Raw genomic sequence first — 22830 nt, 5'->3', positions numbered from 1 at the left:
TAGGACGCTGGCCCCAGTTGTTCAAGCCACTGGGGCTCAGCAAGCGCGTGACCAAGACGATTGATCACATCTAATCCATGAAGCGAACTATGACTTACCTCTCCCTATTAGTTGTCTCTCAGACTACATCCATACCTACGTATGCGAAGCCACCGCCATAGCGGTGCAGTAGCTGTACGTAGCGCTCCTTCCTCTTACTCAATCACATTCGCGCATGAGCAGCGGAGGGTTTATCACGCACTTGAGAAAGTATCACATGATCAAAGTTATCAACGACCACACCGTAATTTTCACCTCAAGCTTTGACGAGGACCATTCAAGCCCTGATGCTCAAGAATTGGAATATGAAACTGAAGATTGGGATTCTCCAGAACAAATTGCGCTGGAATTGCTAGCAGGCGATATCGCGAGGCAAGCAGAAGCCTTGCAACGCTTAGAAAAGAAGCTTGACCATCTCATTGACAACATGGACATGTTAGCGGATCGCGCACGGCGGACTAGGCACATTATTCCGAAGGCAATCGCGCTTAAGCACACTGCGGCGAGCGCACCGCCAGTAGTTACGCAGCCAAACGACACGGACCTGAATTGATAGAGCAGCATCTCCATCATTACCAGTGAAATAGGACACCTGCACCTAGCAGTTTATGACCATGGACTGGCCAGACTAGGTCGGGTGTCCTGCAATTATCAGGATTCGTTCGGAAAGCTAATTATGACGAATACACACAACAACACCCGCAAAGATCCGGAAATGGGTCGCCTCCAAGCCGCAGCATTCAGGTTCCTTGCCATCCGACAAGAGGAGGAGGCAAACGAGCGGGCACCCGCTCACAAGTCCCCTACCCACGCAGGCGCCCGGAGCACGCCCTCAACAGTTGCTGAAATGCTCGACCAAACTGAGGCCGAGCCAGGCGAAACCAGGATCACTGCTAACTGCGACATCTCAACCAGCTCCGGAGCAGCGCAGGTCCAAACCGCGCATGTTCATTGGCAGCGCCTTGGCAAAGAGCAAGAGGTTGCCCCATTTGCAGTGATCCATATGGCATACCCGAAGCCGACACATGGCTGGCCGACAAAGGTTGCGGAAGACACCATCCGTATGGAGCCTAGTGTCCTCGCATCGTCCACTGACAGCCCGGATGACGTAGGTCTCGCCGCCAAGCAAGAGCCGCGCCTGCCCGACCCCACGCTTCCACCTCCAGTAGAGGTGTTGCGAACGCTGCCAACGCATACCTCTGAAGATTTTGAGCACATGCCGCGTCTCGGATGGCTGGTGCGTGACGTCTTCCACGGCGGGGAGGTCATTATCTTGTGGGGAGAGTCTCAAGCAGGCAAGACTGCATTACTGCTGGACATGGTAGCGGCGGTAGCCAACGGCTCTGACTGGGCTGGCCACCCGGTCACCCAGACCAACGTGATCTATGTTGCATTGGAGGGGCAACTGGGGCTGCGCACACGCGTCCAAGCTCTTGAGCATGACCGCGGTGGTGTTCATCAAAAGGGCATTCGCTACATCTTTGATGCCTGCAATGTTGGGAGTACGGCTGACGTCAACGCATTGGCAGTGACGGCCTTGAAGCACCAGGCCAAGTTCATTGTGATTGATACCCTGTCAGCCTCACTTGCCGGGACTGCGGAGGAAAACAGCAATTCAGCGATGGCAGGCATGATTGCTAACATACAGCGCCTGACCCGTATGACTGGGGCTGCGGTACTGCTCGTTCATCATTCGGGAAACGATCCTCGTCGTGGTGCGCGAGGAGCATATGCCCTGCACGCTAATCCTGACGTGTCTATCGAAGTAGGCAACAGCGGCGAGGGTCGCTACTGGCGTCTTGATAAGGGGCGCGATGGCAACCACACAAAGGGATGGTTCCAGATCGAGCCCATCGAGTTCCAACCGGCGCACGAGCCCCAGCCACTTCAATCCATCGTCGTGCGGCATGTGCGGGAGTGCAATGACACGCAAGCGAACACGATCGCGGCATTCGCAGGCCCTAAATCCAAGGCTCAAGAGCGAACAGATCTTGCCCTGAAGGCCATCCGCCAGCATCTGCGCCCCATTGATGCGAATGAAAGTGAGCAACCAACTCCGGGCGAGGCGACCGAGGAGGTCGTCAGCAAGGTGGTCGCGCAAGCCTTCAAGGAGATGCACGATAGCGGGGCAGAGGGCTACGCGAGCAACCACCGCGCAAAGAACGTCCGCGAGGCAATCCAGTCCATGCTGGCAACAGGAGTTCTCGTCCGGGATGAGGGCATGGTACGCCTGTCGTCGTAACTCCAAACGCTCAGTGGCAATCGACTGTACACCATCCAAGAATCTCGGCGGGCAGCCTCGCTCAAACGCCCCCCACTCCCCAGTCCCCCTCCCCAGTCCCCCTCCCCTAAAGGGGGAGAGGGGGACGGGGAGTCGGGGGAGTCAAGTGGCAGACCAGGCAGATGCATCTCGCGCGGTGAAGATCTGGATGCTAGGCAGTCGAGGAATCGGTCTGGCCTGCGAGACCAAAGCCCAAATGGCGGTCCGTCAGGCCGCGATAGCCTCGAAGTTGAGCAGAGGGATATCGAAGCGAGGCGCGGAAAACCTAGCCGCTACCCCCATAGTCCAGGCACCCAGCAGACCCGCCAGCGGAACTTAAAGCCGAGAAAAATGAGTCCAGGCTGTGCCCATAAAGGGCGGTGCAATACATCCACCTATAGTTAGCCCGGGCTCAAGCCTTTTTCACAAATGTAGACTTGAGTTGCATGCTACCGATCCCATCGATCCGACAATCAATATCATGATCTCCTCCAATGAGCCGGATATTACGAACTTTGGTTCCAACTTTCACCACCTGAGAAGATCCTTTGATCTTCAGATCTTTGATGACAGTTACGCAATCTCCATCTTGCAGGATGTTGCCAACCGCATCCTTGATGACTGTAGGAGCATCTTCAGTTTCTTGATCAATATCTTCTGACCATTCATGAGCGCACTCAGGACAGATTAGCAGATCATCAGCGGCGTAAACGAATTCAGAATTGCACTTGGGGCATGGTGGAACTAGTTGGATTGACATTATGAATTTTTATGAGCTATGAGCCCCGTATTGTAGTTGCGCCTCTACAGGCAATCGACCTACCCATCTGAATGCCTCCTGGACGTAAGGCATGCTAATGGACATGCGGCCATGACCCTTATAGTCACGGAATAGACCAGCTGCAGGACGCAAAACATAGCTAGGACAGATGCGCCAGGGCCGACATTGGAGTTCAACCTCGGGAACCATCAAACCGCGGTAGCCCCGAAGATGCACGGTGAGGTACCAAAGCACAGCGCGCGACACTTAGCCGCTACCCCGATGGTCCGAACACCCGAGAAAATTGCCTAGGTACCACCTCGGATGCCGAGGCTCAGAGAGGCTAACATTAGCGAAATGAACTAGCACTCCGGGAGTGAAAACTTCGATCTCATACCCGTCCACAGCCCGACGGGATGTATGTTATTTCGGAAGCCTGAACGTGCAGACTTACCCAGAAGTGCAAACCAGTCGGTTGATTACATCCAAATGAGATACCTATCAGGCAATACTATCACAGCATTGATTTGCCATAGATATTTACCCCCACATAGTACTATGTTACCCAAATGCCACTGGCACAAAGGAAGATTTTTGCAAAATAAATTTCTAATACGTCAATGGCTACTAAGGACTATGACGACATTGCCCGCTCGAAGTAGGCTGGCTAGTAGAGATGCACTCGCAGCCTCCATGGCTTGCGCTTTATCATGGTATCTGTCACAGCAAATTTTTGGTCATCAACACCCTACGTTTGCTGTTGTTACAGCTGTAGTATGTCTTGCGCCTGGCGTTCCGAGTCACCTTAAACAAACAACTAATCTACTAATAGGTTGTACGCTCGGAATAGCTTTGGGTGAACTACTCTGGCAAATTCCGGATGCGCATCCACTGGCAAGACTCGCCATTGGCATCTTTACTTCAGTTCTGCTAGGCTCCGCAATCGGGCCGGTACCTATGGTACCAATACAGTCAGGCGTCTCTATGATATTAGTGTTGGCAATGGGCCCATCCAGCGCTGGAGGAACACGCATGCTAGACGTATTAATGGGCGCATCAGTCGGATTGTTATTCAGTCAAGTATTGTTTACATCAGATCCTCTAAAGGATATGGAGCGAGCCTCTAAAGTATTTCTGAAGCAGATATCAAATGGCCTTGATCTTGTCGTAAAGTCCTGTGAGACAATGGATGCGAAAGCTACAGAGAATGCAATGGGTCAATTAGCAATAGCTTCCGACTCTCTCTCTGCTCTTCGAGCGGCAGTCAATGAAGCAGAGTCTTCGCGGCGCTGGTCAGTGAGAGGTAGACTTATAAATAGTAGATTGGCATTTGTCTGTCGTCGGTATGACCGCCATGCGCTAAGAGTATATGCAACATCTTTACTTCTTGCGGAAAGCATGAGCAGAGCCACTTCTCACATGCATAGCCCTCCCCCAGAATTTGTTGCTGGATATACCCGCTGGATAGTTGATTGCTGCAATCAACTAGCAAATAATCCTTCAATAGTCGCTCTAAGCACACGCACTCCTTTAGCAACTATTCCAAAGCTACCACTAAAGCTGAAAGAAATGATTGCCATGCACAATAGCGATCCGACCGAATGGACTCAAGTTAGCAACAACGCTTATCAACTTGAGCAATCAATCCGCGCACTTATCGCCTCACGCGACAAATAAAAGCCTCTTCAATTGAACACCTTTCAGTAAAATAAATAATAAACAAAGAGGAAAAGCAAAATCAACTCCGTTTAGCCACGCATGACCATCGGAGTCAGCCTTAAATTCCAATAATCAATTCGACTGTTCGATACGGCGTTGTTGCACAAATCCAGGCCTGAGCTGCGGTAGGCTAGGGAGATGAGAGAGACGAGCTGGGGTCGGGACAAATACCGCACAACGAACTGGAAGGCGTACAACGCAGCGTTGAAGGCGCGTGGGGACCTGACCATCTGGCTCGATAGGGACATGCAGTGGCTGGCCCCGCCCACAGGCAAGCGTGGTCGTTGCCAGAAGTTCTCAGATGCGGCCATCCAGTTTTGCCTGACCAACAAAATGCTTGTTTGGCCAGCCCTTGCGCCAGACGCTGGGCCTGGTGCAGTCTCTATTGCGTATGGCGGGCCTGCCATGGAGCGCTCCCGACTACAGCACCGTGTGCCGCAGGCAAAAGAGCTTGGAGGTGCAAGTTCACTACAAGGCAAGCACCAAGGGCTTGCATATGCTGGCTGACTCCACGGGCATCAAGTTCCTGGGCGAAGGTGAGTGAAAGACCAAGAAGCACGGCGCAGAGCGCCGCCGCCAGTGGCGCAAGGTGCATCTGGGTATTGATGCCCAGACAATGCAGATTCGGGCCATTGCTGTGACCACCAATGAAGTGGGCGACTCGCCCATGGCCGCTGTCCTGCTGGACCAAATCCCCAGCCATGAACAGGTAGTCAGCTTTACCGGTGATGGGGCCTATGACACCAAAGATGTACATGAGGCCTGCTACCTGCGGGGAGCCATACCCGTCATCCCGCCGCGCAAAGGAGCGAAGCTACGCAAAGGCCTAGCGTTTGCTCATCGCAATGAGGCAGTCAAGGCGTGCAGGCAGTTGGGGCGGGCTATCTGGAAACGCTGGAGTGGATACCACCGAAGGTCACTGGTGGAGACCAAGATGAATTGCTTCAAGCGCCTGGGCGAGAAAGTGATGGCCAGGACGTTTGAGCGGCAGGTCGCCGAGCTCAATATCCGTGCATCTATCCTCAATCAATTTACCGCGCTGGGCACGCCCCTGACGGTCGCTGCTGCATAAATGCTCTGGGGCCGGGGATACCTCGGCCTATGGCCGATTTATGCAACAACGCCGTCTTGACCAATCGGACATGCTTGTTTGTCAAAAGAATTCCGGCCAGTGCTTGCATTCATGGGAACTCCCTGTAGTGCAACAACGCCGACTCAGGCCGTACGACGAAGCAGATGACCAGGCCGCTTGCCTGTTGTGCTCGAATTTCGCCATACTGGCGCTCCATTGGTCCATACCGTGTTGATTCCCATCGCTGGTCGCATGGGGTGCTCGAACGTTGCCTGGTCAGCCACCGTCAGCGGATTGAAGAGTACCATGTCTGCCGCATACCCCTCGCGCAAAAAACCGCGGCCAGCCAGACCGAAGCGCGTCGCGCTCAAGCCGGTCATCTTGTGTACTGCTTTCTCCAATGGAAACAGCCCCATGTCCCGGCTGTAATGTCCAAGTACACGCGGGAACGTGCCCCAAAGGCGCGGATGCGGCACTTCGTCGTGCGGCAAACCGTCAGAGCCGATCATGGTCTCCTCAAACTTGAGAATACGGTTCACGTCACGGTCTTCCATGCGGAAATAGACAGCTCCCGCGGGTTGGAGCCTGGTGACGGCCTCTTCCCTGCTACACCCCAACACACTCGCCACATCATCAAGGTCTCTTCCCGCGAACTCCGGCAGCGAACGGGACCAGGTCACCACGGTACGCTTGGAGGCATTGAGCAGCTTCAGGGTCAGTATGGTGGACGATGCTTCATAGGGATAGCAATCCAGACAGACAGGCTGCTTTTGCATTTGCTCGGCAATGAGCTGTAGCGTTTCCTCCGAGCGTCCAAAATTTGCCTGACCCACGACCTTGTGATGCGAGATCAGTACGGGAACCTGAAGAGCGCGACCGATAAGGAATGATTCCTCCAGTGACTCCATCACCGTGTCGCCCTCATCCCTCATGTGTGTGCAATACAAGCCTTGGTGCAAGGTCAATGGACGACAGACTTCAATCACCTCCTCGGTGGTTGCGCACGCCGCCGGCGCATACGCAAGCCCCGTTGAAGCGCCAATGGCTCCCGCCTCCATGGCTTCTTCCACGTGACTTTGCATACGGGAAATTTCGGCAGCCGATGCGGGTCTGTTTACGTCGTCCATTTCAATCACACGCAAGGTCGTGTGTCCGACCAGCATGGCACAATTCGTCGCCGCGGGCTGGCTGCGCAGCGCACTGAAATACTCCGTAAACCGCTTGTAGCGATACCAAGTTCCTTCAGCATCCAGCAGGTCCAGTGGTGGTACGGGCACCGACTGAGGCCGAGGCATCGGTGCCAGTGATATGCCGCAGTTGCCGCCGATAACGGTTGTCACCCCCTGGCTCACCTTGGGCATCATCTCGCCATGGGATAGCAGCACACGATCATCGTGGGTGTGCGTGTCAATGAACCCCGGCGCAAGGCAAAAACCTGCAGCGCGGACTTCTTCACGCCCCGACACCCCCGCCAGATCTCCAATGCGCGCAATGTGCGCCCCATCTACGGCAACATCCGCCCGAAATCGCGGCGCACCACTTCCATCCACAACATCCACGTCGCGAATCACAAGGTCGAAAGTGACTGACATATGTTTCTCCAGAGAAGTGACTCAATGCAATGAACGGAAGTTCTGGAAATCCCAGTGACGCCCCGGAGCCGCATCCAACAGCGCCCGCGTGTAGTCATCACTCGGTGCGGTAAGCACTTGATGCGCGGGGCCGTTTTCCACCACCCTTCCCTGCTTCATGACGATGATGTTGTCGCAGATCTGTGCTGCAACGCGCAGGTCATGTGTCACAAACAGCACGGCGATGCCCGTGGTGGCACGCACATCATCCAGCAGCCTCAGCACCTGGGCCTGTACAGACACGTCGAGAGCGGAAACTGCCTCATCGGCAATCAACAGATCGGGCTCCAGCATCAGCGCGCGCGCTATGCAGATGCGCTGGCGCTGACCGCCTGAAAACTGGTGTGGGTAGCGTGACATGGCAGCACCATTCAGGCCCACCAGTTCCAGCAGCTTTTGCGCCTTGCCCAGTGCCTGGGCCTTGGACATGCCAAAATTGGTCACGCCTTCAATGAGAGAGTCACCCACGCGCACCCTCGGGTTCAGCGAACGATAGGGGTCCTGGAACACCATCTGAATGTGACGGCGTGACTGCCGCAAGGGCTCTCCCTTTTTCGCAGCAATATCTTCGTTGTGAACCTGGATAGTGCCCGCACTCGGCTCCTGAAGCCGAGCGATACACCGCGCCAGCGTGGACTTGCCAGAGCCTGACTCCCCCACTACACCCAATATTTCTCCACGACGCACTTGCAGATTCACATCATCCGCAGCCAACACAGTGCGACGCTTGAAGAGCTTTTTCGAGTCATACCGCTTGCACAGCCCCGCAACCAGCAACACCACCTTCTCTTCATTTCGCGCACGCGCAGGCGGCACCAGACTCGGAACCGATGACACCAGCATGCGTGTGTAGTCCTTCTTTGGATGGGCCAATATCTGCTCGCGCGTGCCGGATTCCACGATCTGCCCGGTTTTCATGACCACTACGCGATCTGCGATTTCGGCCACCACGCCAAAGTCGTGCGTGATGAAAAGCACGGCTGTATCGTTCTTCAACTGCAACTCGCGGATCAAGGCGAGAATCTGCTTCTGCGTGGTCACATCCAATGCCGTCGTTGGCTCATCTGCGATCAGCAAACGCGGCTTGAGAATTAGCGCAAGGCATATCACCACGCGCTGTCGCTGACCACCGGATAGCTGATGCGGGTACGAGTCGTAGATCCGCTCAGGTTCAGGCAGATGCACATCCGCCATCATCGCCAATACGCGCGCGCGGCGGGCCGCACCGTGCAGCGGCGTATGCAGCCGCAGCACCGATTCAATCTGCCGCCCCACCGTCTCTACCGGGTTTAGCGCCGTCATCGGCTCCTGAAACACCATGGACATGCGCGTGGCTCTGAGTTCCCGCAAGCGCGCTGGTGTAGCCTGCACAACATCTTCCCCCTCAAGAAGAATGCCGCCACCACTGCAACGCAGGCTATCCGGCGGCAACAGTCCCATGATGGCGAACGAGGTCAGCGATTTGCCAGACCCAGATTCGCCGACAATGCACAAAGTCTCGCCAGGATGAATGCTGAAACTCACTGAACGCACCAGTTGTCTGGGCTCCACTCCCACGGTCTGGATGAAGAGATCGTTCACCTGCAACACCGGGGCCGCTGCTGATTTATTGGATTCAATCACGACTCATCTCCTCACTTCGCAGCCAGACGTGGGTCCAGGACATCGCGGAACACGTCACCAAGCACATTCACCGACAACAACGTCACGGCCAGCATCAGGCCCGGAAACATGACCAAATCCGGCTTGAGCTGAAAGTACATGCGCCCGTCAGCCATCATGTTGCCCCAGGATGGAATTTCGTTGGGCAGGCCCGCACCCAGAAAGCTCAGGGTCGCCTCCGTCAGGATGGCCGAGGCGAAAATGAATGTGCCTTGCACCACCAGCGGAGCCAGCGTACTGGGCACCATGTGCCGCCACAACAGGCGCGGTGTGCGGGTGCCCATGGAGACGGCGGCCTCCACATAGGCCTCGTCACGCACGCTGAGAATGACACCCCGCACCAGCCGCACCACCCGGGGGATCTCCGGGATGATGATGGCAATCAGCACCGTCCAGAGCGTTCCACCCGTGAGCGACACCAGGGCAATGGCCAGCAGAATGCTTGGAATGGCCATGATGCCGTCCATCACCCGCATGATGACGGCATCCGCACTGCGGAAGTACCCTGCGACCACGCCGATCAGCATACCGACCAGTGCACTGGCCAAGGTCGCACCTGCGCCAATGATCAAAGACACACGTGCACCATAGAACAGCCGGGCAAACGTGTCGCGGCCAAAGCTGTCCGTTCCAAGCCAATGCGCCGCAGAAGGGCTCGCGAGTCTGGCGGATGGATCAATCTCCACCGGATCTATCTGAATGAGCATCGGCGAGAACACGCCTATGCACACTACCAACAGGAAGACCACTGCGGCGATTGCCACTGGAATACTGCGCAGCTCTCGCTTCCAGCGTTCCCACCACAAACCTTGTGGATTGCGAGGCGGCTCGGTGCGAACGGATTCCTGCAGGGAATTTGTCTCTGCCGTCATGTTGTAACCTCAAGTTGTGACGCGCGAAATCAGTAGCGAATGCGCGGATCGAATACGGTATAGAGCACGTCTACTGCGAGATTGATCAGGATGTAGACGAAAGAGAAAAACAGCGTCACCCCTTGAATGACCGGATAGTCCCGCGCCAGCACCGCTTCAACGACCAGGCGACCCAGGCCCGGCAGATTGAAGACGGACTCCGTCACCACCACGCCCGTGATCAGCGACGCAACGCCAATACCCACGACAGTGACGATGGGCACAGCCGCATTGCGCAAACCCTGTCTGAGCAGAATGGAGCTTTCTTTCGCACCCTTGGCACGCTCGGTACGAATGAAGTCTTCACCCATTACTTCAACCAGACTGCTGCGCGTGATGCGTGCTACAAGCGCAATGTACAAGCCACTGAGCGCGATGGCAGGCAACAGTAGATGTTGCAAGGTCTTTGCGATACCCGAGCCTTCAGGCGCAAAGCCCTGCACCGGAAACCATCCCAGCTTGAGCGCAAAGAAGTAAATCAGCATATAGCCGATCACGAACGACGGGAGCGAAAAGCCGAGCACCGAGACCGTCATCACCATCCGGTCAATCCACTTGCCACGCTTGGCCGCAGCGAACGTACCCAAGGGAATGGCCACCACCAGGGTCAGTACGATCGTGAACAGGGCCAACATAGCGGTAGGCCCCACCCGATCAGCGATCATGGAGCTCACCGAAGTGCCCGACAACAATGACTCCCCAAAATTGCCCCGCAGCAATTGCATGATCCACACAGCGAACTGAACATGGATGGGTTTGTCCAGCCCCATGTTGACTCGGATTTTTGAGAGTTGCTCCTCGCTGGCGTCATCCCCGGCCAGGATAGCAGCCGGGTCACCAGGGGTGAGGCGCAGCAGTGAGAACACGACCACCGCCACCATCAGGATCACGGGAATGGTGGCAACGATTCGGCGTAGCAGGTAAGCCAACATGATTGCCTTACTTCTGTGCTTTCTTCAGTCCCCAATACAGAGTGACTGGAGCTTCCACTATATCGGTGACTTTGCTGCTAAAGGCAGCTGGAATCTGGAATTGCCCCAACGGCGCAACAATCCCCTCATCAATGGCCAGCTTCTGAATCTGCTCTGCCAATTGCTTGCGTTCAGCCGCATCGGTCACTTGGGCATATTTCATGCGCAGTGCCTCTATCTCCGGCACATTGGGCCAACCCGCCCAGGCCTTCTCACCATTGGAGGCGATCGTCGTGTTATTGAACGGGTCACCACTGGTCGCAAGAATGCTGTAGGTCGAAAAGATGTTCCAGCCACCGTCATTGGGGGATTTTCGATTGCCTTGTTGGGTGACGACCGTCTGCCAATCCATGGTCTTCATCTTGACATTGAAGCCCGCTTTACGCAAAGCTGCCCCCACAACCACCGGCTGCGCAGACAACATGGCAATGTCAGTTGGCTGCAGGATGACCACAGGCGTTCCGTCGTAGTTGGCCGCTTTCAACAATTCTTTGGCTTTGTCGATACGTCCAGGGATCACCCAATCAGCACCATAGTTATCTCCGTTCGGATTGCCGCAACCCATCACCGCCGCGCAAGTCTTGTAGTACTTGGGATTGCCTACCAGCGCCTTGAGCACATCCTCTTGGCTCACCGCTGCAATGGCTGCCTGACGCACCAACTTATTATCAAAAGGAGCATGCAGGTGGTTCATTCGGAAATAGGTCCAGCTACCAAGCTTGTCTATCACCTTAACCTGTAATCCGGGTTTGTTCTCCACCATCGGCAATAGGTCAAATGGCACTTGCTGAATGAAATCCACTTCTCCGTTCTGCAATGCGTTTACGGCGGTCATCTGATCCGGCATGGTGACCCATTCCACGCGATCCACATTGACAACCTTGCCGCCAGCAGTCCAGCTCGCAGGCTCTGCGCGCGGTACATAGTCGGTGTTCTTGAGGTAGACCGCCTTCAGACCGGGTTTGAACTCGGATGTCGCAAACTTGAAGGGCCCTGACCCAATGAACTCGGTGATGGCGACCGTCGCAGGGGTGTCAGCGATACGCTTGGGCATCATGAATGCGGGGCGTGAACTGATCTTGGCGAGTCCATCCAGCAGCAAAGTGGTAGGCTGCTTGAGCTCCACCTTGAATGACTTGTCATCTACCGCCTTGATGCTTTGCACCATGCTCATCAACACCTGGCCAGTCACATCCACTGAGCCCCAGCGATTAATGGATGCAATGCAGTCTTCAGCGGTCACGGGCTTTCCGTCATGCCACTTGAGGTCGCTGCGCAGCGTGAACGTATAGCTTTTCTGGTCGCTGCTCACCGTCCAGCTCGCCATTTGGGGCTGCACCTTGAACTGGCTGTCCACTCCCAACAAGGTGTCATAGATCATGTACGCATGGTCGCGGGTCAGGAAGGCTGTGGTCAATTCAGGATCGAGCACCCGAAGACCAGACTGCATCACCGCGGTAAGCTTAACCTCCGCATGCGCCTGCATCGGAATGAATCCTGAAAACGACAACCCGGCTGCAAGATAAATACTGCTTGCCAAGGTTCTTGATTTGCTTTGCATGACTGCCCCTTCTTCACCAACTAAGACAACCGACTGCCCTGCCGGAAACTTCGGATCGAGTGACCCAGGCTACAACTGAAACATCGCCGGAGGTACGGCAGATTGCCTACCCGCGATTCGGTCGACCAACACCGCTGCACTCGCAGCGGCCAGGGTGAAACCCAATGCACCATGCCCGCCGTTGATCCACAGATTGCGCAACCGGGTCTTGCCTATCAAAGGCTTGCTGTCAGGTCTTGCAGGCCTCAGTCCCGCCCATTCCAGCGGGGGTTCCGCCGCATTCAGGCGCGGCAGGTAGTCCTGCACTTGAGACTTCAGCAAAGACAAGCGCTGCGGTACCAAGATGGTGGATCGGTCCCCTATGTCAACCATGCCCGCCACTCTGAGGCGATTGCCTAATCGGGCATAGACCACCTTGTTATGCACGTCACTGACGCTCAGTTGCGGTGCACGGCTTTGAGGTGTCAGGGTATAGGTCAGGCTATAGCCCTTGAGGGGATAAATCAGCGGATTCATTCCCAAGTCGGAAAGCAATTTCTGTGCCCCCGTGCCGTTGGCGACCACATAAGCATCTGCCTGTAGATCACCTTCGGACGTCAACGCGGCCGCTATCCGGCCCGCCTCTGTCCTGAACCCCTCAACCGCCGTGTTGAAATGAAAGCCCACACCGTAGCGCGTGGACAGGGCCCTATGCAGTTCCATGCACAAGGCATGACAATCACCGGAGTCCTCACTGGGTGTGAAGACACCACCAACGACACGCGCAGAAATATCCTCAAGTGCCGGCTCCAAGGTCAGACACTGAGCGGCAGACAGCTCGCGTTGCTCACAACCCAGACCGGCTTGCTTGCCCATCTGCGCACGCGCGCCAGCCAAAGCCTGCTCGTTCTGATACACAAGCAATTTGCCTTTGGATTCAAAGTCAAAATCAAAGGCTTCGCGCTCTTGCATCTCATGCATCAACAGCCGACTGTGCAAACCCAGAAGCAATAATTCCTGTGTGGTTTGCAACGCAACACTTCGTCGACACGCTTGCAGAAAATGCAGTGACCAACGCACCAAGGCAGGATCGAGCGTAAGCATCAAACGAAGTGGCGAATCTGCGGAGGTCAACCACTGCGGCAGCTTGCCCAGCACCTCCGGGTCTGCCAATGGCGCAACGAAGTTGTAGCTAAGCTGCGCACCGTTGGCGAAGCTGGTCGCGGAGCCTGGAGCTGCCGCACCATCCACCACACTCACATCATGACCCTCGCGGGCCAGCGCGTATGCGGTACTCAGCCCCACGATACCCGAACCGATGACCAGGACCTTCATGGTTCAAGCACCTTTGCGCAGCTGATCAATGGAGGCACCCACGGAGATTTGCGTGAGACTGGTGCAAACGTTGATCACCACCGGCCCGTCTGCGGCCAGAGCCTGCGCAAGCACTGATGGAATCTCGGAACTATGCTGCACAGACAGGCCCAGTGCACCGAACTCACGAGCGAGTCCCGCAAAGTTCGGATTGCGCAGAGCGGTCGCACTCTCCCGATGCGGAAAGTGCTTTTCCTGGTGCATGCGGATGGTGCCGTAAGCTGCATTGTCAGAGACAATGATGATGGGACAAGCACCCTTTTGGATCGCCGTAGCAAGCTCATTGCCTGTCATGAGAAAACCGCCATCGCCTACAAAGCAAACCACCTTGCGATCGGGATAACGAAGACTCATGGCAACGGCAGCAGGTACGCCATAACCCATGGCTCCCGAAGATGGCGCAATCATCCTGCGACCACAACCAAACCGCATGATCCGCTGCACCCAGCCGCCGAAGTTGCCAGCATCTATCGTGATGATGGCATCGTCAGGCAATCGCTGATCAGCCTGCTGAACCATGGCCCCGAAGATCACACCGTCTTCAGCATCAAGCGGACCATCCCAGCGCTGCAAATCCGATTGCAACGAATGCAGACGCTCTGCCCATGTTTGCGTGCGCTCGGAGACCTCGTGGGTTGCCAGCTTGGCGAGGTCACGCAAAAAAGCCTCCGGTTCGGCAGTCAGCCCCATGGCCAACCCACGCACATTTCCGACAACCGCTGCATCGGGCCATACCTGTACAACTGGTTGCTCAGTAACGGGAGCCGCGGGAAAATGATATCCCTGCGTTGTCACGTCGCCCAGGCGGGTGCCTACCGCCAGCACGAAGTCGGCTTGCTCCAACGCTTGCGTGAGTGCCCTGGGCGCACCATAGGCCAGATGCCCCGCGTACAAAGGGTGTTGATTGGGCAATAGATCCGCATGTCGTACGGAAGCCACCACCGGTACGCCGTAGGCTTCGGCAAACGCCATTAGCGCCGCCTCTCCAGCAGCGCCCTTGAGAAGCCCGCCCGCAATCACCAACGGGCGCTGCGCTGCCACCAGTTGTTGGCGCACTCGCGCAAGCTGCTCGCCAGACGCGCCGCCCTGTGCACGAGCCAGGGGCATGGCGGCATCTCCCGCCACCATATTGTCCAGCATGTCTTCAGGCAATGCGACTACGACCGGCCCGGGCGTACCGCTCGACGCCGTATGAAATGCACGCGCTACAGACTCGGCCAGCCGATCAGCATCCTGCACTTCGACAACCCACTTCGCGATACTGCCGAACACGCTGGCGTAATCCACCTCCTGAAACGCACCCATGCCGCGATGAGCGCGCTCCACCTGTCCCACGAATAATACAAAGGGAACGGCATCCTGCTGCGCGGAATGCAGCGCAATGCTCGCGTTCATGGCACCCGGCCCCCGGCTGACGAAGGCCACCCCCGGTTTTCCCGTCGCACGTGCATCGGCAATCGCCATGAACCCTGCGCCTCCTTCGTGGCGACAAGTCACCACGTCCACCTGTGGCTTGTTCACCAGCGCATCCAGCACGGCCAGATAGCTCTCTCCAGGCACGCAAAACACACGGTCCACGCCATGGTGAATCAACGTGTCAACCAGCACATCCGACGCTCGACTATTCATGCTTGTGAATCCTTGTGTTCGCGGACCGCTTCCAATTCCGCCAGTGAATGGGTCTTCAGATCAGTCGGCAGTTGCCCCACAATGCCCTCAAGCGCCGCGTAAATGCGCGCCCATCCCTCATTGGTACGCAGCTCCACGCCCAGAAAGTGGCTCTCCGTTTTGGATCGCAGCATCAGATACAGGACCCCTGCCAGCATGATGCTGACATGCGCAGGCACATCGACACCATTGGCCAGGCCATCGACCCGCGATATAAAGCCGCGCGCTGCGCGCTCACGCCGGTCCGCGAGTTGGGCGGTAACCTCATTTCGTTCCATCAATTCCCAACGCCGGATTTCGCGAAGCGTTTCATTAGCTCCGAGCGCTTCGATCTGCTCTCGCAACATCGACAAAATCAGATCCGCCGGCGTGCGCGTGGAAAACTCTGCTTCCACAAGATGTTTGGAGTGACTGGTCCAGTAGTCCTGCTCACTCATCCACGCCATCATCAGTCCCGGCATGCCATTGAAATAGCGGTAAATAAGCTCTTTGCTGACGCCGGCGCGCTTGGCAATGGCGTTGACCCCAACGCCTGCCATGCCGGTTTCGCGAATCTGCTCCTCCAGCGCGTTCAAAATGGCCTTTTGAGTCTCCAAGCGTTTAATCATGTTCCGTTCGCATCACAAATATGTTTTGAGCACGCTGTAGAGACGGAACGACCGTTCCGGCCTCAACATTCAAATACAGTTCAGTCACCGCCTTGCCAAGCACTACATCAGCGCGTTTGACCGAGGCGCTCAGATAGACCACCGTAGTTCGTCGATTCATATCCAGCAGCCGGGGATTTGCTGTTTCCAGCCGCTCAATTTCGTTGTGCTCATTTATATGCACAACATCGTGGGAACCAGGCTCTAAACTGACAGCGCGACTCAGCGTCACAAACACGTCCCGACTCTCCATGCCCAGCAGGCGGCTCCAGGCTATATCTGCGATGCCTTGAGTCAGGTCTCCCACGCCATAAATCGAATTGAACATGAAGGCGAGACTGCGCCCGGATTCACTGCACTGAAACACACCCAAATCATCCCGACGCGATACTCGCGTGCTGTTTCGCAAACCAATTCGCCCGCGTAGATCCATCGCGATCAGACCGGCATCCAGTTCCGCAGCGCGTTGCAAAACACGGTCCACCGCACTCTGGGGATCCTGACCGAACGCTATCTCATCCAACACTGAGCAGTTCAATGGCACGCCCTCTGCGCCCATTGAATTGGGTAGCCGATGCCCGGTCACAAACCCCACAGCAGGCGATGCAGGAAGAAATTGAGTTAAGGGCTCGGGCCGATTCGGGCCGCTGGAAATCACGGCCGCTGCCTCAGCACGCCAACACTCATCACAGAGCCCCAGCGCACTCACACCGCCCTGCTGCGTAGTCAGATACTGCACGTCACCGTCAGCATCCACATACGCGAACACAGCGAACCCGCCTATCGCCCCGCGCCCGAACAGCTCAGCTGCCAGGAGCGCATCAAGGACAGCGGCACCTGCGTCAGTTCCACTCGCAACGATTCCGATAGTCATCACCCCTCCGATGTGACCACGTGGTCACATTTGAATTCTAACACTGGACCCAACGGGTAGGTAACGCTCTTTATCGGTAAATACCCGAAACGAACTCTATTAATTGCAAGGTTGATTCGATCAGCGAAAAATCAGGGTGTCGATTTCCATGGGCGTTGTTGCATAAATCGGCCATAGGCCGAGGTATCCCCGGCCCCAGAGCATTTATGCAGCAGCGACCGTCAGGGGCGTGCCCAGCGCGGTAAATTGATTGAGGATAGATGCACGGATATTGAGCTCGGCGACCTGCCGCTCAAACGTCCTGGCCATCACTTTCTCGCCCAGGCGCTTGAAGCAATTCATCTTGGTCTCCACCAGTGACCTTCGGTGGTATCCACTCCAGCGTTTCCAGATAGCCCGCCCCAACTGCCTGCACGCCTTGACTGCCTCATTGCGATGAGCAAACGCTAGGCCTTTGCGTAGCTTCGCTCCTTTGCGCGGCGGGATGACGGGTATGGCTCCCCGCAGGTAGCAGGCCTCATGTACATCTTTGGTGTCATAGGCCCCATCACCGGTAAAGCTGACTACCTGTTCATGGCTGGGGATTTGGTCCAGCAGGACAGCGGCCATGGGCGAGTCGCCCACTTCATTGGTGGTCACAGCAATGGCCCGAATCTGCATTGTCTGGGCATCAATACCCAGATGCACCTTGCGCCACTGGCGGCGGCGCTCTGCGCCGTGCTTCTTGGTCTTTCACTCACCTTCGCCCAGGAACTTGATGCCCGTGGAGTCAGCCAGCATATGCAAGCCCTTGGTGCTTGCCTTGTAGTGCACCTGCACGTCCAAGCTCTTTTGCCTGAGGCACACTGTGCTGTAGTCGGGAGCAGTCCACGGCAGGCCCGCCATACGCAATAGCGACTGCACCAAGCCTAGTGTCTGACGCAAGGGCTGGCTAAACAAGCACTTAATCGTCAGGCAAAACTGGATGGCTGCATCTGAGAAGGTTGGACTGCGCCCACGCTCGCCAGTGGCCTGGGCCAACCACTGCATGTCCTTATCCAGCCAGATGGTCAGGTCCCCTCGCGCCTTCAACGCTGCGTTGTACGCCTTCCAGTTCGTTGTGCGTACTTACCCCGGCCCCAGCTCGTCTCTCTCATCTCCCGAGCCTACCCCAGCTGGAACATGGATTTATGCAACAACGCCCAGCACAGCCTCGCATGCCGGGGTAACAGTGACATGCAGCGGTCAGACAACCATTGCAGCGACAGAAGATAGAAACACATCAATCCAACATAGAAAAATTACTAAATACTCGGCAGAATCAGTAAAAATGAAGTACTGGCATATTGCGAATCAAAACCGGAGAACCGTATTAATCTTCATAAATCGTGCTTTGTCTCCGGAAAAAATACACGCTCTATCTCCTTGAGAGTCCCTGGTCCAATGGTTCGGATCTGCAAAAGCTTATTAGGATAAGCCTCGCGAAGTTGTTCAGACCTCTTTATTCCTTCGCGAGCCAGCGCGCGTACCGTTACAAGCGGGAGCTTGTTATTCAAAGATGAGTCCCGGGCAAATTGGATAGGAGGTGCTGCAAATTTGGGCTCGAAAAAATGACCAGGAAAGAAGACCATCTCAATCCTACGAAACCTCTCCAAACCTATGCCACTCAATTTTAGCAGTGCTACCGGGTAGGCTCGCCTGACCGCCTCGACCGAAACGATGTCATTCTTTGCCAGGATACGTATAAGCCGCACGGGAAGCAAGCCTGTCAACGGCGTCTCTGATGATGAAGGCGTATTGCATTGCATATTGCAAATCTATAGTCCCGAAATTGTATAGAGGAGTACTGAAGCGATGCACGGAAACTATACGACATCTCTATGATCGGGACACACAATAGACGTACCTACGGAACTTTAGCCCCAAATAAATGAATCTATTCTATGCAACTAAAGACTTGTGTATGATCTCGCACCATGGCGAGGCTAAGGAGTTTACGCCTTTTTGACAAATGCAGACTTGAGTTGCATGCTACCGATCCCATCGATCCGACAATCAATATCATGGTCGCCGCCAATGAGCCGGATATTACGAACTTTGGTTCCAACTTTCACCACCTGAGAAGATCCTTTGATCTTCAGATCTTTGATGACAGTTACGCAATCTCCATCTTGCAGGATGTTGCCAACCGCATCCTTGATGACTGTAGGAGCATCTTCAGTTTCTTGATCAATATCTTCTGACCATTCATGAGCGCACTCAGGACAGATTAGCAGATCATCAGCGGCGTAAACGAATTCAGAATTGCACTTGGGGCATGGTGGAACTAGTTGGATTGACATTATGAATTTTTATGAGCTATGAGCCCCGTATTGTAGTTGCGCCTCTACAGGCAATCGACCTACCCATCTGAATGCCTCCTGGACGTAAGGCATGCTAATGGACATGCGGCCATGACCCTTATAGTCACGGAATAGACCAGCTGCAGGACGCAAAACATAGCTAGGACAGATGCGCCAGGGCCGACATTGGAGTTCAACCTCGGGAACCATCAAACCGCGGTAGCCCCGAAGATGCACGGTGAGGTACCGAGGCGATGCACGAAAGACATTGTCGCTACCCCCATAGTCCAAACCCCAAAGAAGCCTCTCTCAGCACAGCCTCGCATGCCGGGGTAGCAGTGACACCCAGCATTCAGACAACCATTGCAGCGACAGAGGAATGAGCTTAAATAAGTGCTGCGCGGAAACGTCGCTAAGGAGATACACCGCGTTGCACCGCAGCATTCTTGCGCTAATATAGTTTGACTGGTTATGCCGACGCCGTGCCCTCCCACACCCTCCCTCATTGAAATTGCACGGCATCCCTGCCCCACCAGGGTCGGCCTTCTTATCGACAGCCTTTGCCACCCTCACGGGTGGCTTTTCTTTGTTCCTGCCCCCAAGAAAACGCGCACCAGCAGTCTTGACTTGGAGAGTCAACTCCGCATGCACCGCTATACTCCCCGCCATAGACTAAGCGCTCCCCCGCGTTCCTGTACACCGGTATGGTGGCCCTTTCTCATTCGTACCTATCTGACTGACTTGTAAACAACTAGGCATCCATGAGCTCCACCCCCTCTGCCACCGCTGAGACTCGCGTTGCTGTTCTTGTTGATTGTGACAACGTCCCCCCAGATATACTCGACCACGCCCTTAGGATGATGGCGCAATTTGGGCGTGTTGTCATTCGACGTGGCTACGGCAACCATGGCACCCTAGCCAATAAATGGCAAGATGCGATGGTGAGGCTCGCGTTCACACCATGCCTTCAGTACCAATACACATCCGGGAAGAACACTGCAGACATTGCATTGGCACTGGACGCACTAGAAGCATTGTTCGATCATCGAGCAGATACGTTCTGTCTCGTGACAAGCGATTCAGACTTCGCGTATCTGTGCCGCAAGCTACGAGAGCGCGGAGCAACTGTTTGCATTGTTGGTGAGCCCAAGACCCCGGAAGCGTTGAGGAACGCAAGTGACCAATTCTTCGAATGGACTCGTCCGGACATACAGCCCGAGGAAGTCACCGATCTCGCATCCAAAAATTTGGCAAAAGCGGAACAAGTTAAAGTCGATCCCTCGAAGCAGGAAGCGCTCAAGCCGCTACCTAAACGACGCCCTCGATTTCTCGTAGATGCGGTGTCCCTCCTTGCTGGAGATACGTCTGAAGGGAAGGTTGGCTTGGGACTATTAGGGCAATATCTCAAACGGATGGACCCTGGCTTCTCTCCACAAACTTACGGGCATTCAGGTCTACTAAGTATGGTTAAGACATATGACCTTCTAGCGCCAAGCCAAGACGAAAGCGGTCATTGGTCTGTCAGCCTGGTGACGAAAGTAGAAAGCTCGTCTGAAGCAAGATAGATCGGATATGAATGAGATGGTCAGCATCAGCATAGATAAAACCTCGGCCCGGATGTGCCCTTAAAATTTAGGCATGCATATATATTCGCTGACCAAACAATCCTCGCTAATGCTACATCCTGCCTAGTCTTCATACTGCCCTCCAATAAAACTTCGATGAGAGGTTATATATGATTGAGGACTGCCCTCCATGATGTTAGACATGCTCAATGCTCAGACGTCAATAGCCGAAACTCCCATAGGCGACCAACTGCCGCTGCGAGTGAAGACGATTCTCGAACGGAATGGCATCCATACGATTGAGGGAGTTCGTAGTGCCTATCCGAACGAACTGCTGAAGATGCGCGGGATGGGTATGTTCCGATTCAAGCAGATTGAGACAGCTCTGTTTCCGGGCAAGTCCTTCATCCCAGCGCGGATCTACTCGCCCGTACGCCACATCAAAGGCTCATCTCTTAACGGTGTCTTCGCCCCAGAAACGGTTCAAGCTTTGGCTCGTGGTGGGATCACTACCGTTGAGCAACTGCTTGCAAGGGAGCCCAAGGTGCTGCTAAAAATTAGGGGTCTCGGCATCCATAAGCTCCGGGAGATCGAGGATACCATTCATGAGCGTAAAAAGGACTAGGCAGAACGCATCTCAGCTAGCTAACAAACATCAGTGCTTAAAGTCGGCTGCCGACCCATAGCTGACACTCATCTCCAATTAGCATGCGTTGGCTTCGGAGCAATTGCCGCAGATCGAGGTAAGCCACTAGAGCTCCCTGCTATTCCAGAAACATGTGCCTCAAAGCCCATCGTTCGAGCTACGAGATGCGAGGTTTGCATTAATCCAAGAAGACACATCCGTCACCGGAATGCCGTGGATCTGGTTGAAGGTACCACTTTTGTCCCACGCCATGCCTCGGCCCTGGGCAAAGGCAGCACGGTACTTGCTCATCATGTTTTGTGAATCGCGCGCCAACTCATCCAGTAGGTACTGCACAGTCCATATCGACCTGGTGAAAGAGCGGTTAAGACCTGCTTCTAATTTGTCCGCTACCTCGCCATAAGTAACCGTGTCACCTGCCAAATACACGATCTCGTTGCGGATACGCGGTTGTGCGAACATCACTTCCGCTGTCAGTGCGCCGATATCATCGGGTGTGGTCAAAGTTACAGCGGTATCGAGGCTGCCCAGCGCGTGAACTACATCTTTTTGCAAGTCAACCACGCCGAACTCGGGCTCGAACAGATAACTCATGAACATGCCAGTGGAGATAATGACCCACTCCATTTGGTTCTGGCTACGCAGCAGCTCGCGCACGTCGAGCTGAGCGTCAAAAATATCCTGTGGACCACCGCGACCGATCACGTCGAAATCGACCCCGAACTGCCAGGGGAAGTATCGAGGAATGCCAGACTGTAACGCTGCTCGCGCCAGTTTCATCGGTGTGTTGATACCGGCGGCATAGCCCACGCAGCCGATCACTGTGTCGTAGCGCGCGAAAACCAAGGCAAGCTCATCGATGGAGCTATTCACAAGATCTCCCAGGACGATTTCGATGCCAAGACTTCGAATTTCCGCGATATCTTGCTGCTTGGCAGGCTCAGAGGATTCCACAGCACTGTTGCGCAGTAGCACGCTGATCTTGGCACCAGCCACGGTCTTTGCGCGGCGCGCTAGGTTGCGGAGCACCGGCATGCCGAGTTCACCGGCACCGAGGACGAGGATGTTTTTAGAATTGGCGTTAGGATCTGCTTGGTTCATCGTGTACCCAAAAAGCTGTTAGTTGGGCCAGTCTAGCCACACACCGCAGACAATGTAAGAAGGCACACG

17 protein-coding genes and 2 pseudogenes are annotated in these 22830 nt (G+C 55.2%); 6 read left to right on the top strand and 13 right to left on the bottom strand.

The genetic code is table 11. From position 1 onward, the window contains the following. The first annotated feature begins 256 nt into the window (after positions 1 to 256). Complete coding sequence (locus MJ205_RS02360; protein ID WP_239811013.1) at positions 257 to 592, top strand: hypothetical protein; 336 nt, start codon at positions 257 to 259, stop codon at positions 590 to 592. Positions 593 to 715: 123 nt separating this feature from the next. Beyond that, positions 716 to 2281, top strand: coding sequence for an AAA family ATPase (locus MJ205_RS02355; protein ID WP_239811012.1), 1566 nt, complete (start codon positions 716 to 718; stop codon positions 2279 to 2281). A 430-nt stretch (positions 2282 to 2711) separates the two neighbouring features. Here MJ205_RS02355 and MJ205_RS02350 read toward each other — a convergent pair whose 3' ends face one another. After that, entirely contained in the window at positions 2712 to 3053 is a 342-nt protein-coding gene (locus MJ205_RS02350) for a zinc ribbon domain-containing protein YjdM (protein ID WP_239812638.1), read from the bottom strand. Positions 3054 to 3479: 426 nt separating this feature from the next. Between MJ205_RS02350 and MJ205_RS02340 the strand changes: the two genes are divergently transcribed. Continuing rightward, positions 3480 to 4736 carry an FUSC family protein gene (locus MJ205_RS02340; RefSeq protein WP_342395174.1) on the top strand — a complete coding sequence of 419 codons (1257 nt, stop codon included), beginning with the start codon at positions 3480 to 3482 and terminating at the stop codon, positions 4734 to 4736. Between the two features lie 180 nt (positions 4737 to 4916). After that, a pseudogene (locus MJ205_RS02335) lies at positions 4917 to 5850 on the top strand (IS5 family transposase). Between the two features lie 143 nt (positions 5851 to 5993). Here the strand turns inward: MJ205_RS02335 and MJ205_RS02330 are convergent. From MJ205_RS02330 to MJ205_RS02280, 11 genes and pseudogenes are all read right to left on the bottom strand, one after another. Then, positions 5994 to 7442 carry an N-acyl-D-amino-acid deacylase family protein gene (locus tag MJ205_RS02330; protein ID WP_239811011.1) on the bottom strand — a complete coding sequence of 483 codons (1449 nt, stop codon included), beginning with the start codon at positions 7440 to 7442 and terminating at the stop codon, positions 5994 to 5996. 21 nt (positions 7443 to 7463) lie between these two features. Further along, a complete protein-coding gene (locus MJ205_RS02325) occupies positions 7464 to 9104 on the bottom strand; it encodes a dipeptide ABC transporter ATP-binding protein (RefSeq protein WP_239811010.1) in 1641 nt (546 codons plus the stop codon). Between the two features lie 11 nt (positions 9105 to 9115). Next, the gene (locus MJ205_RS02320; protein WP_239811009.1) at positions 9116 to 10015 is read right to left on the bottom strand and encodes an ABC transporter permease; all 900 of its coding nucleotides are present in this window, start codon (positions 10013 to 10015) and stop codon (positions 9116 to 9118) included. Positions 10016 to 10044: 29 nt separating this feature from the next. Then, positions 10045 to 10986, bottom strand: a complete 942-nt coding sequence (locus tag MJ205_RS02315; RefSeq protein WP_239811008.1) for an ABC transporter permease — start codon at positions 10984 to 10986, stop codon at positions 10045 to 10047. 7 nt (positions 10987 to 10993) lie between these two features. Then, on the bottom strand, positions 10994 to 12586 hold the full coding sequence (locus MJ205_RS02310; RefSeq protein WP_239811007.1) for an ABC transporter substrate-binding protein: 1593 nt from the start codon (positions 12584 to 12586) through the stop codon (positions 10994 to 10996). A gap of 69 nt (positions 12587 to 12655) precedes the next feature. Continuing rightward, on the bottom strand, positions 12656 to 13900 hold the full coding sequence (locus tag MJ205_RS02305) for a D-amino acid dehydrogenase (RefSeq protein WP_239811006.1): 1245 nt from the start codon (positions 13898 to 13900) through the stop codon (positions 12656 to 12658). Between the two features lie 3 nt (positions 13901 to 13903). Further along, entirely contained in the window at positions 13904 to 15568 is a 1665-nt protein-coding gene (locus MJ205_RS02300; protein ID WP_239811005.1) for a thiamine pyrophosphate-dependent enzyme, read from the bottom strand. After that, entirely contained in the window at positions 15565 to 16215 is a 651-nt protein-coding gene (locus MJ205_RS02295; RefSeq protein WP_239811004.1) for a TetR/AcrR family transcriptional regulator, read from the bottom strand. Before MJ205_RS02295 ends, MJ205_RS02300 begins: the two co-directional genes overlap by 4 nt. Next, positions 16208 to 17128, bottom strand: coding sequence for a DUF6963 family protein (locus MJ205_RS02290; protein WP_239811003.1), 921 nt, complete (start codon positions 17126 to 17128; stop codon positions 16208 to 16210). Before MJ205_RS02290 ends, MJ205_RS02295 begins: the two co-directional genes overlap by 8 nt. A gap of 204 nt (positions 17129 to 17332) precedes the next feature. Then, a pseudogene (locus MJ205_RS02285) lies at positions 17333 to 18199 on the bottom strand (IS5 family transposase). A gap of 902 nt (positions 18200 to 19101) precedes the next feature. Then, entirely contained in the window at positions 19102 to 19443 is a 342-nt protein-coding gene (locus MJ205_RS02280) for a zinc ribbon domain-containing protein YjdM (RefSeq protein WP_239812637.1), read from the bottom strand. 767 nt (positions 19444 to 20210) lie between these two features. On the opposite strand from MJ205_RS02280, the gene MJ205_RS02275 reads away from it, so the two are divergent. Continuing rightward, positions 20211 to 21014, top strand: coding sequence for an NYN domain-containing protein (locus tag MJ205_RS02275; RefSeq protein WP_239811002.1), 804 nt, complete (start codon positions 20211 to 20213; stop codon positions 21012 to 21014). 190 nt (positions 21015 to 21204) lie between these two features. Continuing rightward, positions 21205 to 21639 carry a DNA-directed RNA polymerase subunit alpha C-terminal domain-containing protein gene (locus tag MJ205_RS02270; RefSeq protein ID WP_239811001.1) on the top strand — a complete coding sequence of 145 codons (435 nt, stop codon included), beginning with the start codon at positions 21205 to 21207 and terminating at the stop codon, positions 21637 to 21639. A 159-nt stretch (positions 21640 to 21798) separates the two neighbouring features. Here MJ205_RS02270 and MJ205_RS02265 read toward each other — a convergent pair whose 3' ends face one another. After that, on the bottom strand, positions 21799 to 22761 hold the full coding sequence (locus MJ205_RS02265) for an aromatic alcohol reductase (protein ID WP_239811000.1): 963 nt from the start codon (positions 22759 to 22761) through the stop codon (positions 21799 to 21801). Positions 22762 to 22830 lie beyond the last annotated feature (69 nt).

Source organism: Comamonas sp. B21-038, assembly GCF_022387135.1.
In the GTDB taxonomy this organism is placed as follows: Bacteria; Pseudomonadota; Gammaproteobacteria; order Burkholderiales; family Burkholderiaceae_C; genus Comamonas; species Comamonas sediminis.
The sequence above is the reverse complement of the archived record's forward strand: the minus strand, read 5'-3'. Positions and strand labels throughout refer to the sequence as shown.

Excerpts from the sequence above, each read along its gene's own strand:
- MJ205_RS02300 (WP_239811005.1), bottom strand. The coding sequence starts at position 15,568 with ATGAATAGTCGAGCGTCGGATGTGCTGGTTGACACGTTGATTCACCAT.
- MJ205_RS02270 (WP_239811001.1), top strand. The coding sequence starts at position 21,205 with ATGATGTTAGACATGCTCAATGCTCAGACGTCAATAGCCGAAACTCCC.
- MJ205_RS02265 (WP_239811000.1), bottom strand. The coding sequence starts at position 22,761 with ATGAACCAAGCAGATCCTAACGCCAATTCTAAAAACATCCTCGTCCTC.
- MJ205_RS02275 (WP_239811002.1), top strand. The coding sequence starts at position 20,211 with ATGAGCTCCACCCCCTCTGCCACCGCTGAGACTCGCGTTGCTGTTCTT.
- MJ205_RS02355 (WP_239811012.1), top strand. The coding sequence starts at position 716 with ATGACGAATACACACAACAACACCCGCAAAGATCCGGAAATGGGTCGC.
- MJ205_RS02360 (WP_239811013.1), top strand. The coding sequence starts at position 257 with ATGATCAAAGTTATCAACGACCACACCGTAATTTTCACCTCAAGCTTT.
- MJ205_RS02320 (WP_239811009.1), bottom strand. The coding sequence starts at position 10,015 with ATGACGGCAGAGACAAATTCCCTGCAGGAATCCGTTCGCACCGAGCCG.
- MJ205_RS02295 (WP_239811004.1), bottom strand. The coding sequence starts at position 16,215 with ATGATTAAACGCTTGGAGACTCAAAAGGCCATTTTGAACGCGCTGGAG.
- MJ205_RS02290 (WP_239811003.1), bottom strand. The coding sequence starts at position 17,128 with ATGACTATCGGAATCGTTGCGAGTGGAACTGACGCAGGTGCCGCTGTC.
- MJ205_RS02315 (WP_239811008.1), bottom strand. The coding sequence starts at position 10,986 with ATGTTGGCTTACCTGCTACGCCGAATCGTTGCCACCATTCCCGTGATC.
- MJ205_RS02330 (WP_239811011.1), bottom strand. The coding sequence starts at position 7,442 with ATGTCAGTCACTTTCGACCTTGTGATTCGCGACGTGGATGTTGTGGAT.
- MJ205_RS02340 (WP_342395174.1), top strand. The coding sequence starts at position 3,480 with ATGTTATTTCGGAAGCCTGAACGTGCAGACTTACCCAGAAGTGCAAAC.
- MJ205_RS02310 (WP_239811007.1), bottom strand. The coding sequence starts at position 12,586 with ATGCAAAGCAAATCAAGAACCTTGGCAAGCAGTATTTATCTTGCAGCC.
- MJ205_RS02305 (WP_239811006.1), bottom strand. The coding sequence starts at position 13,900 with ATGAAGGTCCTGGTCATCGGTTCGGGTATCGTGGGGCTGAGTACCGCA.